The organism is Streptomyces sp. NPDC007856, from assembly GCF_042868225.1.
In the GTDB taxonomy this organism is placed as follows: Bacteria; Actinomycetota; Actinomycetes; order Streptomycetales; family Streptomycetaceae; genus Streptomyces.
Window position 1 is genome coordinate 409582 of sequence record NZ_JBIAEC010000006.1, and the last position, 13428, is coordinate 423009.

At 71.5% G+C, this 13428-nt stretch carries 13 protein-coding genes; 9 read left to right on the forward strand and 4 right to left on the reverse strand.

Features of this window, described 5'->3' with window-relative positions; translation table 11 throughout:
- The first annotated feature begins 302 nt into the window (after positions 1-302).
- The 4 genes from ACFYOH_RS17785 to ACFYOH_RS17800 are packed head-to-tail and all read left to right on the forward strand — an operon-like array spanning position 303 to position 6711.
- Positions 303-1124 carry a glycosyltransferase family 2 protein gene (locus ACFYOH_RS17785; protein ID WP_388626530.1) on the forward strand — a complete coding sequence of 274 codons (822 nt, stop codon included), beginning with the start codon at positions 303-305 and terminating at the stop codon, positions 1122-1124.
- On the forward strand, positions 1121-2110 hold the full coding sequence (locus tag ACFYOH_RS17790) for a glycosyltransferase (RefSeq protein WP_388626531.1): 990 nt from the start codon (positions 1121-1123) through the stop codon (positions 2108-2110). Before ACFYOH_RS17785 ends, ACFYOH_RS17790 begins: the two co-directional genes overlap by 4 nt.
- On the forward strand, positions 2103-2903 hold the full coding sequence (locus tag ACFYOH_RS17795) for a polysaccharide deacetylase family protein (RefSeq protein WP_388626533.1): 801 nt from the start codon (positions 2103-2105) through the stop codon (positions 2901-2903). Before ACFYOH_RS17790 ends, ACFYOH_RS17795 begins: the two co-directional genes overlap by 8 nt.
- The gene (locus tag ACFYOH_RS17800) at positions 2896-6711 is read left to right on the forward strand and encodes a polysaccharide biosynthesis C-terminal domain-containing protein (RefSeq protein WP_388626535.1); all 3816 of its coding nucleotides are present in this window, start codon (positions 2896-2898) and stop codon (positions 6709-6711) included. Before ACFYOH_RS17795 ends, ACFYOH_RS17800 begins: the two co-directional genes overlap by 8 nt.
- Before the next feature lie 15 nt (positions 6712-6726).
- Here the strand turns inward: ACFYOH_RS17800 and ACFYOH_RS17805 are convergent, their stop codons facing one another.
- The gene (locus tag ACFYOH_RS17805; protein WP_388626536.1) at positions 6727-8145 is read right to left on the reverse strand and encodes a xylan 1,4-beta-xylosidase; all 1419 of its coding nucleotides are present in this window, start codon (positions 8143-8145) and stop codon (positions 6727-6729) included.
- A gap of 130 nt (positions 8146-8275) precedes the next feature.
- On the opposite strand from ACFYOH_RS17805, the gene ACFYOH_RS17810 reads away from it, so the two are divergent.
- The gene (locus ACFYOH_RS17810; protein ID WP_388626537.1) at positions 8276-9385 is read left to right on the forward strand and encodes a DUF5925 domain-containing protein; all 1110 of its coding nucleotides are present in this window, start codon (positions 8276-8278) and stop codon (positions 9383-9385) included.
- A 15-nt stretch (positions 9386-9400) separates the two neighbouring features.
- Positions 9401-10168 (forward strand): DUF72 domain-containing protein, encoded by a 768-nt coding sequence (locus ACFYOH_RS17815; RefSeq protein ID WP_388626538.1) that lies wholly within the window; start codon positions 9401-9403, stop codon positions 10166-10168.
- Positions 10169-10194: 26 nt separating this feature from the next.
- Here ACFYOH_RS17815 and ACFYOH_RS17820 read toward each other — a convergent pair whose 3' ends face one another.
- Positions 10195-10563, reverse strand: a complete 369-nt coding sequence (locus ACFYOH_RS17820; RefSeq protein ID WP_388626540.1) for a GntR family transcriptional regulator — start codon at positions 10561-10563, stop codon at positions 10195-10197.
- Positions 10564-10634: 71 nt separating this feature from the next.
- On the opposite strand from ACFYOH_RS17820, the gene ACFYOH_RS17825 reads away from it, so the two are divergent.
- Positions 10635-11564 (forward strand): GNAT family N-acetyltransferase, encoded by a 930-nt coding sequence (locus tag ACFYOH_RS17825; RefSeq protein WP_388626542.1) that lies wholly within the window; start codon positions 10635-10637, stop codon positions 11562-11564.
- On the forward strand, positions 11545-12045 hold the full coding sequence (locus ACFYOH_RS17830; protein ID WP_388626544.1) for a DUF402 domain-containing protein: 501 nt from the start codon (positions 11545-11547) through the stop codon (positions 12043-12045). Before ACFYOH_RS17825 ends, ACFYOH_RS17830 begins: the two co-directional genes overlap by 20 nt.
- A 28-nt stretch (positions 12046-12073) precedes the next feature.
- On the opposite strand, the gene ACFYOH_RS17835 is transcribed toward ACFYOH_RS17830, so the two are convergent.
- On the reverse strand, positions 12074-12697 hold the full coding sequence (locus ACFYOH_RS17835; RefSeq protein WP_388626546.1) for a class I SAM-dependent methyltransferase: 624 nt from the start codon (positions 12695-12697) through the stop codon (positions 12074-12076).
- Between the two features lie 112 nt (positions 12698-12809).
- Here ACFYOH_RS17835 and ACFYOH_RS17840 point away from each other — a divergent pair, with 112 nt between their 5' ends.
- Positions 12810-12944, forward strand: a complete 135-nt coding sequence (locus ACFYOH_RS17840; protein ID WP_388626548.1) for a hypothetical protein — start codon at positions 12810-12812, stop codon at positions 12942-12944.
- Positions 12945-12958: 14 nt separating this feature from the next.
- Here the strand turns inward: ACFYOH_RS17840 and ACFYOH_RS17845 are convergent, their stop codons facing one another.
- Positions 12959-13417 (reverse strand): GNAT family N-acetyltransferase, encoded by a 459-nt coding sequence (locus ACFYOH_RS17845; RefSeq protein ID WP_388626550.1) that lies wholly within the window; start codon positions 13415-13417, stop codon positions 12959-12961.
- Between the last annotated feature and the right edge of the window lie 11 nt (positions 13418-13428).

The following is a 13428-nucleotide window of genomic DNA, read 5'->3' on the forward strand; positions in this document are numbered from 1 at the left end:
GTCGTACATCTCACCCGCACCGGCACGTCGGTACTCGGCACCAGGGGAGGGCTCAGGGGCCGCGGCGTCCACCGGCGCGGGGCGCGGTAGGGGGGTGCCGTGCTCGGTGACCGCAACTGTGACCGAGTCGTGCCGCGCGACCGGCTGCCGTTCTTCTCCGGCGGACCGGCCAGCTTTGCCAGCTCATCGGCGTGCACGGAGATCATTTCACCGCGCCGAAGATGAGAACCCCCCTTTCGAACCGGACACAGAGCCGGGCCGCCCGGGGGTGGGCGGTCCACCGGACGAGAGGGAAAAGACTCATGAGTTCCGTATTGCGCCCGCCGAGTTCGGGGCAAGATCCTTTAATCGCCGCGCACTACCGGCCGATCTCCTCTCACCTCGCGATCACTCCGCCGGTGAGCGTGGTGATTCCCGCCATGAACGAGGCGCAGAATCTGCCCTACGTCTTCAAGACGCTTCCGGACTGGATACACGAAGTCGTCCTGGTGGACGGCAATTCCACGGACGACACCGTCGAAGTGGCCCGGTCCCTGTGGCCGGACGTGAAGGTCGTCGAACAGCGGGGCAAGGGCAAGGGGGATGCCCTGATCACCGGGTTCGAGGCGTGCAGCGGTGACATCATCGTGATGGTCGACGCGGACGGCTCCGCCGACGGCAACGAGATCGTGTCGTACGTCTCCGCGCTGGTCTCCGGCGCCGACTTCGCCAAGGGCTCGCGCTTCGCCAACGGCGGCGGCACCGACGACATGACCTTCATCCGCAAGCTCGGCAACTGGGCGCTGTGCACGGTCGTCAACCGCAAGTTCGGCGCCCGCTACACCGACCTGTGCTACGGCTACAACGCGTTCTGGCGGCACTGCCTCGACAAGATCGACCTCGACTGCACCGGCTTCGAGGTCGAGACGCTGATGAACATCAGAGTGGTCAAGGCCGGCCTGAAGGTACAGGAGATCCCGAGCCACGAGTACCTGCGCATCCACGGCACCAGCAATCTGCGGGCCGTGCGCGACGGTTTCCGCGTGCTCAGGGTCATCCTCGGGGAACGCTCCAACCGACGCGAACTGCGCCGCCAGGAACACCACTCGCCGATGCTCGATACGGTCGGGGGAGAGGTGTCTTGAGAGATCCCGGCATCTCCGTCGTGATCTGCGTGTACACCGAGGACCGCTGGGAGGACATCCTCGCGGCGGTCTCCTCGGTGCGCGCGCAGTCGTACCCGGCGCTGGAGACGCTCCTGGTCGTGGACCACAACCCGGCCCTGAAGGACCGGCTGGAGCGCGAGTACAAGGAGGCCGGCGGCGTCCGGGTGCTGGCCAACGCGGGCCCGCGCGGCCTGTCCGCCGGCCGCAACACCGGCATCGCCGCCTCCCACGGCGAGGTCATCGCCTTCCTGGACGACGACGCCGTGGCCGAACGCGACTGGCTGCGCCGCTTCGCCGAGGGCTACGCCGACCCGCGCGTCATGGCGGTCGGCGGGCGCACGGAGCCCGTCTGGGCCTCGGGCCGGCGGCCGGCCTGGTTCCCGGCGGAGTTCGACTGGGTGGTGGGCTGCACCTACAAGGGGCTGCCGCCGGGCCGGGTCCAGGTCCGCAACGTGCTGGGAGGAAACGCTTCCTTCCGGCGTACGGCGTTCGAGGCGGCGGGCGGCTTCGCCACCGGGATCGGCCGCGACGGCGACCGCCGCCCGCTGGGCTGCGAGGAGACGGAGCTGTGCATCCGCCTCACCCGGGCCCGCCCCGACGCCGTCCTGCTCATCGACGACCGCGCGGTGATCCATCACCGGGTGCCCGAGCCCCGTGAGCACTTCGCCTACTTCCGCACCCGCACCTACGCCGAGGGCCTGTCCAAGGCGCTGGTCGCGAAGAGCGTCGGCGCGGACAAGGGCCTGGAGTCCGAACGCCGGTACACCACCAGGGTGCTGCCCGCGGGGGTCGCTCGTGGCCTGCGGGACGCGCTGCTGGCCCGGCCGGGCGGCGCAGGACGTGCGGGCGCAATCGTCGCCGGGGTGCTGAGCGCCGCCGGCGGCTACGCGCTGGGCAGCCTGCGGGCGCGGCGGGGCGGTACGACGTTCTCGGTGGCGCCGATCGAAGGGGGAACCGGTGAGTGACACGCCCGTACCGATCCTCATGTACCACTCCGTCGCCACCGCCCCCAACGACGCCACCCGTGCCCTGTCGGTCGCGCCGGAGGCGTTCGCGGAGCAGATGGCGCTCATCGGCGACCTGGACCTGACCCCGGTCACCACCGCCGACCTCGCGGCCCGCTGGCGCTCCGGCCGCCCGCTGCCCGCCCGGCCGGTGCTGATCACCTTCGACGACGGCTACGAGGGCGTGCACCGGCACGCGCTGCCCGTCCTCGCCAAGCACGGCTTCCCGGCCACCCTGTTCGTCTCCACCGGCTGGATCAGGGGCGCTCACGACACCGGGGGCGGCCTGGACACCATGCTCGACTGGCGGCAGGTGCGCGAACTGGCCGCCGCCGGCGTCGAGATCGGCGGGCACAGCCACACCCATCCGCAACTCGACCAGCTGGGCGACGCCGTGCTGCGCACGGAGCTGACCCGCTGCACGGAGATCGTCCGGGACGAACTCGGCAGCCGGCCGGTGTCGTTCGCCTACCCCTACGGCCATTCCGACCGCAGGGTCCGCCAAGCCGTGCGCGAGGCGGGGTACGGCCAGGCCCTCGCCGTCGGCAACGGCCTCGCCCGCCGCCGCCAGGGGCCGTACGCCCTCCAGCGGGTCACGGTCCGGCGCTCCACCGGTGTGGAGGAGTTCGAGCGGCTGCTCCACGGCCGGGCCATCGCCCGCACCTTCGCCAGGGACCGCGCCCTCACCAAGGGCTACGCCCTCGTCCGCAGAGCCCGTCAGGTCCGCCGGAAGGCCATCCGTTCCCGTGTCTGACACGACCACCACGACCGAGTCCACGACGACCGGCGCCGAGACATCCCAGAAGTCCGGGCGCCGCCTCAGGCTGCCCGGCACCGGCCGGTCCGCCGGCGGCAGCCCGCTGTTCCGCAACGCCTACGCGCTGATGCTCAACACCGGCATCTCCGCCGTCCTCGGACTCGGCTTCTGGCTGGCCGCGGCACGCTACTACTCCGAGTCGGCGGTCGGGCAGGGCTCTGCCGCCATCGCCGCGATGAAGTTCCTCGCCGGGCTGACCGCGGTGACCCTGACCGGCGCCCTGGCCCGGTTCATCCCGGTGGCCGGCAGACGCACCGGCCGGCTCGTCTTCGGTACGTACGCGGGCAGTTCCCTGCTCGTGGCGCTCGCGGCGGGCGTCTTCCTGCTGACCCTGGACACCTGGGGGCCGTCGTACCGCTTCCTGCACGGGACGGTCAACGGGCTCGGCTTCATCGCGGCCGTCATCGCCTGGAACGTGCTCACCCTGCAGGACGGTGTGCTGACCGGGCTGCGCAGCGCGACCTGGGTGCCGGTGGGCAACACCGTGTTCTCGGCGGTGAAGCTGGCCCTGCTCGTCGCGTTCGCCGTCGCCGTCCCCACCACCGGTGTCTTTGTCTCCTGGGTGGCCGCGATCGCCACCTCGGTGGTGCCGCTGGGCTGGCTGGTGTTCCGCCGGCTGGCGCCCCGGCACGTCAAGACGACCGAGGGACGCGCCGAGCCGCCGACGCTGAAGCAGGTCGGCAGGTTCCTGGCCGGGGACTACACCGGCTCGCTGTTCTCCCTCGCGGTGATCTACCTGGTTCCGGTGCTCGTCGCCTCGCAGGTCAGCTCCGCGGAGAACGCGTACTTCTACATCGCCACCACCATCGGCGGCACGACCGACCTGCTCGCCATCAACATGGGCGCGTCGCTCACGGTCGAGGGCTCGCACGACCCGGCACGGCTGGCCGCCTACACCCGCGCCGCGCTGAAGCGGATGGCCCGGATCATGCTGCCCATCGCGGCCCTGTGGATCACCGGCGCGCCCTGGATCCTCGGCGTGTTCGGCGCGGGCTACGCACAGGCGGCGACCCCGCTGCTGCGCTGGCTCGCGATCGGCTCGGTGCTGCGGGTGGTGATCGAGACCTACTTCGCGATGCTGCGCGCGCGCAGCCGCACCGCCGGACTCGCCTGGCTCCAGGGCCTGTTGTGCGCCCTGACGCTGGGCCTGACCCTGCTGCTCCTGCCCCGGATGGGGCTGACCGGCGCGGGCCTGGCCGAGGCCGCGAGCCTCGCGGTGATCGCCGCGATCGCCGCGCCGAGGCTCTGGAGGACGATCCGTACCGCGGCCGACGCCGTGCCCGACACGGCGGCACCCGACGGGGACCTCGCCGACCTGGGGGCCCGTGAGATCCCGTCGCCCTCACCGGCGCGCCGGCCCGGCCCGGCCTGGGCGCTGGACTCCGACACCCTCGCCCTCGGCATCCACGTCGACTTCGACCATGTGGAACGCCGTCCGGACGTCCGCCCGGGCCCCGGCACCCCGCCCGCCGGTACGCCGCTGCCCGCACTGGGCCTGCCGGTCGAGGAGCGGGAGCCCGGCGGTGAGGCCTCGCTGGGCCCGGCGGAGGCCGAGCTGCTGCGTGAGGCGGCGGCGGACGTCGACGCGCCGTTCACTCAGGAGGAGCTGGAGGCGTCCGTCGGGAGAATCGACTCCGTGGCGGAGATCGACGCGTCCCTCGCGCAGGAGCCCGTACCGGACGAACCCGTGCCCGGCGAACCGCCGGGCCCCGTTCCGCTCCGGCAGCGGCTGCTGCCCACCCGCACCGGTGTCGTCCTCGGCTGTCTGCTGATCGCCGCGCTGCTGCTGTACTGGGTGCCCGCGCTGCGGCTCGGCGAGGCCGACCTGGACCGGATGGGCGGGCTCGGGCTGATCTCGGTGCTGCCGCTGCCGACGCTGGTCGGCGCGGCCCTGCTGGTCATCGTCTTCGCCGCGCTGCTCTGGCTGCGCCGCGAGCACCGGGCGCTGCTGCTGCTCACGCTGCTCGCGACGGTCGTCTCGCTGCACGCGCTGCCGGCGGTGATCGAGACCGAGCCGCGGTTCCCGACGGCCTGGCAGCACCTGGGCTTCATCGACTACATCGACCGCACCGGGTCCGCCGTACCGGACCTGGACGCCCGCTGGAGCTGGCCGGGCTTCTTCGCGGTGGCCGCGTTCGTCGGCCGGGCCTGCGGAGTCAGCGACTTCACCGAGGTCATCCGCTGGTGGCCGACCGCCATCCAGCTCGCCTATCTGGCACCGATGTTCCTGCTCACCCGGTCCCTGCGGGCGAGCTGGCGGGCGAAGTGGACCGGCGTCTGGCTGTTCGTGCTGTGCGGCTGGGTCGGCCAGGACTACTTCTCGCCGCAGGGCTTCACCTATCTGCTGTACCTGATGTTCGTGGCGATCCTGCTGGTCTGGTTCCGCCCGCCGCGGGTGATCTGGACGAAGTTCCGCCCCGGGGAGGCCGAGGTGGAACCCGCCGACCGCCGTCGGCGGGCGGTGCTCCTGCTGGTGCTGATCGGCCTCTACGCGGCGAGCGTACCCGCGCACCAGCTCACCCCGTTCGTCATGCTCGGCGTGCTCGCCGCCCTCGTCCTGCTCGGCCGGTCCGAACTGCGCGGGCTGCCGTTGCTGTTCGCGGTGCTGGTCGCGGTCTGGGTGGGATTCATGGCCGAGCCGTACTGGTCGGGGCACTTCAACGACCTGTTCGGCGGGGTCGGCGGCGTCGGCAGCAATGTCTCGACCTCCGTCTCCGGCCGTATCCAGGGCGGGAACTCCACCCACAAGCTGGTGCTGTACACCCGGGTGCTGCTGGCCGGCTCCGTCATGGCGTTCGCCTGCTGGGGCTGGTGGCGCCGGCGCTTCCACCGCTACCGCGAACGCTCGCTGCTGGTGCTGACCTTCGTGCCGTTCCTGGGCTTCGGCATGCAGTCGTACGGCGGTGAGATGGCGCTGCGCGTCTTCATGTTCGCGGTGCCCGGCGCGGCCCTGCTCGGCGCCCTCGCCCTCTTCCCGCGCACCGGCGTCACCGCGCAGGAACGCGAGAAGGACCGGCTGAGCCTCGCCCCGCTGGCCGCGCTGCTCGCCGGACTGCTGCTGATGGGCGGCTTCCTGGTGGCCCGCTGGGGCAACGAGCCGTTCGAGCGCACCCGGCCCGGCGAGGTCGCGGCCATGAACTGGGTGTACGCCCACGACAAGCCGACACTGCGGCTGCTGTGGCTGACCCAGGACACGGTCAACGACGTGACTCCGGCGATGCCGTGGGGGTCGAAGGACATGGAGCGGGTGAACTATGTGCCGACGCTCGCGCCGACCGACCCGGTGCTGGTGTCCGGCCTGGTCAAGGCGCTCAAGGACGCCGGCCCGAACTCGTATCTGATGATCAACAAGAGTCAGGTGACCTATCTGCAGCTGGACGCGGGCTACTCGGCGGCCTGGGAGCCCCGGCTGATCGAGAACCTGAACGACCGGCAGGAGCTGACGAAGGTCCTGGTCAACGACGATGTCACCGTGTTCGCGCTGCGCAAGCAGCCGGCCGGCGCGGTGCCGAGACCGCACCCGGGGCCGATCGGGCCACAGGTGACCTGGACCCCGTGGTCGGTGGTCGGCGCGCTGGCCGCCGTCATCCTGATCCTGCTGCTGGCCGCCCGGGAGGTGGTACGGGTCGCGGTGCGGCCCGGCGTGCGCCAACTGCGGCTGCTCCAGGGCACGTTCTGGTTCGCGCTGCCCCTGCTGGCGGTGGTGCTGGCCTCGCTGGTGCAGCGGTTCCTGACCATGAAGTGAGGGTGGCTCGGCCGATCAGCGGTCGAACCACTTCACCTCGTACGGCCGCATGTCGAACCGCTTGCCGTCGATCCGGGCGCTGATGGTCCGGTTCTGCGTGTTGACCACGAGGACGGTCCTGTCGCTCGCCAGGACGCGGACATCGGGCACGTCGTCGGCCGCCACGGACACGTTCTCGTACCGCGTCCCCGGCGGGAACGCCTTGGCGAACCTGGACACCAGGCCGTACATGGGCAGGGCCGTGCCGCCGCCCGCGCTGTCGGTGGGCGTCCACAGACAGCCGGCGCAGTCGGTGCCCGTCTTCTCCTCCGGGTTCCAGTAGAAGCCGGACTCCGCGCCGCCCTTGACCATGGCGATCATCCCGGTGGCCTGTACGGCGACGCGGTGCGGCTCGGTCCAGCCCTTGCGGTCGTCGTTGCCGTCGCCGGGCTCCACGTAGTACTCGGCCCACCACAGCGGCAGGCCGTGGGTCTGTCGCCGTACCCAGGAGCTGACCGCCGTCAGCTTGTCGGTGGCGGCGAACTCGTTCGGCAGCATGACGTCGTCGCGGGTGTAGCTGGAGCCGTCGACCACGGTGAAGTCGGCGCCTGCCTTGTGCGCGTTCCAGTAGGAGAAGGCGTCGAGCACCCGCTGGTCCATGGCGCCCCAGGGCCCCTTCAGCGCGGTGGAGGCGTCCTGGTCACGCGGGTCGACGCTGTCCATCACCAGGTAGGGGCCGCCGACCATGATGTCCTTGCCGACCTTCTTCAGCGCCTGGTACACGAGGTTGTACAGCTTCGTGTAGCCCTCGTAGTCCCAGCGGGACTCGGCGTCGTTCCAGAAGCCCTTGAACTCGTTCCAGACGATGAAGTGCTTCACGTCCGGGTAGCGCCGGGCCACGGTGGCGGCGAGGTCGGCGAAGTCCTGGTAGTGGGCGGGGGTGGGCGCCGTCTCCAGGGCGGCCTGGCTCCAGTCCGTGTTGCCGACGCCGGCCTTGCCGCCCTTCATCCAGTCCGGGGAGCAGCACAGCGTGATCACCGGGGTGCCGCCGGAGGCGCGCACGAAGTCGACCCGGCGGTCGAGGGCGCCGAAGTCGTAGTGTCCCTCGACCGGTTCGGGATTGTCCGCGCCCCAGCCCATGATGTGCTGGTTCTGCGCCAGCCCGGCGTCCTGCGCGAGCAGCTTCTGCACACGCGCGGTGGCCGCCCCGGCGCCCTCGTCGGCGCTGTACTGGGTGTGGGTGAAGCCCCAGCCGACGTACGGCTCCGGTTTCGCGCCGGGACCGGCGGGGGTGCCGTGCACCTTGTCGCCGTCACGCGTGGTGCCGGCCGTACTGGGCGCGCCGGACAGCGTGCTGAACAGGGTCACCGCCAGGGCCAGAGCGGCGACGCCCACACCGAGCAGGGCGGTGAGCCGCCACCGCCGAGTATCCGAATCCCACCCATGACGTCCCATCAAGGACAACAGTAACGGCGGAAGCAGCGCCTCGGGCAGGTCTTGGGAACTCCCGGAACAGTGTTGGAACACCCGGAACAAGGGGAGGAAATGCCGTGCGCGGAGGGCAACGGTGGCGGATCATGGCCGCATGTCTGCGAACCCACACGACGCTCTGCCGATCCGGCTCCACGTCGACGACTCCGACTCGCCTGCCGACGTCGTCGACGCGCTGTTCCTCGGCCGCTTCGCGACGGGCGAGCAGCCGTACTCGCACGCGGCGAACATCGACCGCGTCCGCTCCGGCGCGACCCTGCTGCCCGACGGCGCCCGCGTGCTCCGGATCGCCCGCGACGACGACCGCAGCGCCACCCTCGCCGAGGGCGAAGGCTGGACCCTGCTGGTCTCCCGCTGGAACCGCGGCGCGGACGTCACGGTGACCGCGACCAGCGCCGAACTGGCCAAGAACGTCCTCGACCTGGCCACGGAGGGCGCCGCCGACGAGCCCGAACCGCAGCCCGAGAACGTGACGATGGGCTTCTGGTACGTCTCCCCCAGGCGCGGTCCGTACCGCACCACCCGGCAGATCTCCGCGGGCACCTGGGACGAGGTCCGGGCCAATTACACGGCACCCGTGGCGGAGGCCATGGACCGCCTGATGAAGACGACTCCGGAGGACATCGCGGGCCGGCTGCTCCTCCTGCACGGCCCGCCGGGCACCGGCAAGACCTCCGCCCTGCGCACGCTGGCCCGCTCCTGGCGCGACTGGTGCCAGGTGGACTGCGTCCTGGACCCCGAGCGCCTCTTCTCCGACGTCGGCTATCTGATGGACATCGCGATCGGCGAGGAGGACGGCGCCGGCAAGGGCCGCTGGCGGCTCCTGCTGCTGGAGGACTGCGACGAACTGATCCGCGGCGAGGCCAAGCACACGGCGGGGCAGGCCCTGTCCCGGCTGCTGAACCTCACCGACGGCCTGCTCGGCCAGGGCCGCAACGTCCTGGTCGGCGTCACCACCAACGAGGACCTGGAGCGCCTGCACCCGGCCGTGGTCCGCCCGGGCCGCTGCCTGGCCCGTATCGAGGTGGGCAAGCTGACCCACCGGGAGGCGGTGAGCTGGCTCGGCACCGAGGCCACCGGCCGGGAGGACGCCATCGGCCGGGACGGGGCGACGCTGGCCGAGCTGTTCGCGCTGCGCCGGGGCACGGCACCGACCTCGGTGCCGGGGGCGCGGGACGGCGCGGACGCGGGCCTGTACCTGTAGTGCTTTGATGGTGTTGTGACCTTGTTCGTCGGCACCTCCGGGTGGCAGTACAAGGACTGGCGGGACCTCGTCTATCCGGCCGGGGTCCCGGCGCGGCTGTGGCTGGAGGAGTACACGCGCCTGTTCGCCACGGTGGAGATCAACAACGCGTTCTACCGCCTCCCCTCCCGCGAGAACTTCGAGGCGTGGCGGGACCGGGTCCCGGAGGACTTCACGGTCGCGGTCAAGGCCAGCCGCTATCTGACCCACATCAAGCGCCTGAAGGACCCCGAGGAACCGGTCCACCGCCTGATGAGCCATGCGTCGGGCCTCGGCGACCGGCTGGGCCCGGTCCTGCTCCAGCTCCCCCCGACCCTGCGCGCCGACCCCGCGCTCCTGGACGCCTGCCTGGCCTGCTTCCCGTCCGGTACGCGGGTCGCGGTCGAGCCACGTCACGACTCCTGGTGGACACGGGAGGTGCGGGAGGTCCTGTCGGCCCGGGGCGCGGCCCTGTGCTGGGCGGACGTCCTGGCCCGCCCGGTCACCCCGCTGTGGCGGACCACCGACTGGGGCTATGTCCGCTTCCACCAGGGCCGCGCCCAGCCCTGGCCCCGCTACGGCAAACGGTCCCTGGAGACGTGGGTCGACCGCATCGCGACGACGTGGCGGAAGGGGGATGACGTGTACGCGTACTTCAACAACGATCCGGGCGGTGCGGCGGTGCAGGACGCGATGACGTTCGGGCGAACGGCGGGACGGGCGGGGCTGACGGTGACCCGGATCCCGGAGCTCACCAAGCGCTGATCCTCATCCGCGGCCGCCCCCACGCCCTACCCCCCGTAAGCGGCCCGCAGGGCATCCCGCACGGCGGCCAACGCCTCGGACTCCCCCAGCCCCAACCGACGCACCCGCTCCGCGTACGCCTGAGCGGCGAAGGAGGCCTCACGTTCCGCGGCCGAGCCGGCGGCAGCCACGAACGTTCCGTTGCGCCCCCGCGTCTCGATCACCCCGTCGCTCTCCAGCGCCCGGTACGCCTTCGCCACCGTGTTCACCGCGAGGCCCAGGGACTCGGCCAGCCCCCGCACGGTCGGCAGCCGGTATCCCACCGGCAGTGCCCCGGACCGCGCCTGTTCGGAAATCTGCGCCCGTACCTGCTCGTACGGAGGCGCGCTGTCATCGATGCGGATCTTCAGGCTCACGGGCCGATTGTCCCGTACCCGGTGGAAAATGAGAGGCATCCCCGGCACGCCTGCGCCTACCGTGCCTGCCCATGACAGTGATCGTGCGCGACCTGCGCCCCGATGACCGATCCGATGTCGAGGCCTTCACCCGGGTACGGCAGCTCGCCCTGCCCCACATCCTGTGGAGCCCGGACGCCATCCTCCACCACCTCACCCGCACACCGCCCGAGGCCCGGTTCAGATCCCTGGTCGCGGAGGAGGACGGCGAGGTGATCGGCACCGCTCAGGTAGCCCTCGCGCATGACAGCCCGGAGCCGGGTCAGGGGCTGCTCAACATCTATGTGCACCCGGACCGTACGCGGCGCGGCGCGGGCGGGCTGCTCGTCCGCGCGGCCGAGGAGCACCTGGCCGCGCACGGGGCGACGAAGTTGTTCGCCTGGCTCCTCGACGAGCCGGCCAACCGGGCCTTCGCCGAACGGCGCGGCTACGGGCCGGGTCGGTCCGCCCATTTCCTGCGCCTGGATCTGACCCGGGCGGCGCTGCCGCCGCTGCCGGCTCCCCCGCCCGGCATCGAACTGCGCACGGCCGCCGACTTCATGGCCGACCCGCGCCCGTTGTTCGAGCTGGACGCGGAGACGACGGCGGACGAACCGAGCGATGTGGACGCCGAGTTCACCGACTACCAGGCCTGGGTCGAGAGCACTTGGGGGCACCCGCTGCTCAATCGTGAGCTGACCACAGTGGTGCTGGCCGACGGCCGTCCCGCCGCCTTCAGCGTGGCCCACACCGACGGCGCTTCCCGGTACGCCTCGGCCATGACCGGTACCGCCCGGGCGTACCGCGGGCGGGGGCTGGCCAAGCTCGCCAAGGCCCACGCACTGCACCGCGCCCACGCCGCCGGCTGCACGCAGGCGCTCACGGGCAACGACACCGGCAACGGTCCCATGCTCGCGATCAACAAGTGGCTCGGCTACGAGATCTGCGCCACGGAGGTGCGCTATGTCCGTGAACTCGGCTGAACCGACCGCCCGGCTGGACGTCGTCCTGGTCAAGGCGGGCCGCACGAAGATCCGTTACCCGGCCGAGCTGCTCGGCGACGACGGCACCCGCATCGCCGTACGCGCGCCCTGGGCGGGCTCCGGCGTCCGCGACTTCGGCTTCGTGCGCTTCGAGCCGGGCGACGTCTTCACCGAGTACTACTGGCGTGACCGCTGGTACTCGGTGAAGGAGGTGCGCGCCGCCGACGCCACCGTGAAGGGCTGGTACTGCGACATCACCCGGCCGGCGGTCCGCACCGACCATGAACTGGTCGTGGAGGACCTGGACCTGGACCTGTGGCGCTCCGCCGACGGCAGGGACGTACGGCGGCTGGACGAGGACGAGTTCGCGGAGAGCGGCCTGACGGAGTCGGATCCCGAGGCCGCGTCCGCCGCCGTGGCGGCACTCGCCGAACTGGAGACGCTGGCCCGCACCGGCGGCTTCGAGAAGCTGCTGGCGTGACACCCCGGTCAGGGAGGCACCACCTGCCTCAGACCACCGCCACCACCGCGTACCGCTCGTCCTCCACCGCCCTCCCCCACAACAGCTCGTCGTCGGACAGTCGCTCCACGCGTATGTCCGCGGTCAGCGGTGCCAGGAGCGCGGTGAGGCGGGCGGCGGGGATGCCCACGGGGTGCAGGGTGCCCCAGACTCCCTCGACCAACACGAATCGGCCATCGGGGCGCAGGAGGTCCCGCCAGTGCCGCAGGACCCGGGCGGGCTCCGGGAGGGTCCACAGGACATGCCGTACGAGGACGACGTCGAAGCGCTGCTCCCCGACCGGCGGCGCCACGGCCTCCCCGCGCAGGATCACGGTGTCGCGCCCGGCGAGCTTGGCGCGGGCCCGCTCGACCATGGCCGGGGACGCGTCGACGCCCGTCACCCGGTGTCCCTGTTCGGCCGCGAGGAGCGACAGGCTGCCGGTGCCGCAGCCGAGATCGAGGACGTCGGCGGGGCGCTCGGGCAGCCAGGAGCGGAGCCGGTCCGCCCAGGCCGCGCGGATCCCGGGGTCGCGCAGGCCGTGGTCCGGCTCGTCGTCGAAGGCGCCGGCCTCGGCGTCCCAGTCCACTTCCGGGGTACCTGCCGCAACCGCGCCGTCATTCACGTTCGTCATGCCCCAAGAGTGACAGCCGCCACTGACAATCCGGCTCCGATGAGGAACTCTCGCCAAAAGCGTCTACCACCGTGACAACACGGAAACTCGGTAGGCACTGAAGGAGGCAGCCATGCGCCGCGTAACCGTGCAGAAGCCCCTGAAGAAGACGGACAGCCGCCGGATCCACGAAGAGGCGGCGGAACACCCCCCGAAACGTCCCGAGGTGCGCAAGGACATCGCCCGCACCTGGTGGCCCGACGGTTGAGCCCGCCGGGGCCGTCAGTCCAGTCGCTTGCGGTAGTGGATGCGGTCGTAGGGCCCGTCGACACGGCGTTCCACGACCTCGTATCCGTACTTCGGATAGATCTTCCGGTTCTCCCACATCAACGCGTTCGTGTAGAGCCTGATCTCACCGAGGCCCAGTTCACGCGCGCGTGCGTCCACGAAACGCAGCAGCCGCCGTCCCACGCCGGTGCCGCGGGCGCCGGGACGGACGGCGATGCTGTCCAGGAAGAGATGGCCGGCGAACGCCTCGATCACGACCAGTCCGTCGACGGGTGTTCCGGTGACGAACACCTTGCCGGCGGCCACGTTCGCGGCGTGATCCGCCTCCATGGGCTGCGGCACCACTCCGATGCGTTCGATGTAGTGGTGGTAGGCCGCGTCCGTCACGGCCTTGACGGCCGACACGTCCTCGGCGACGGCCGGCCGCACATGCTCCGCGTTCTGTTCGATCACGGACGCACGCT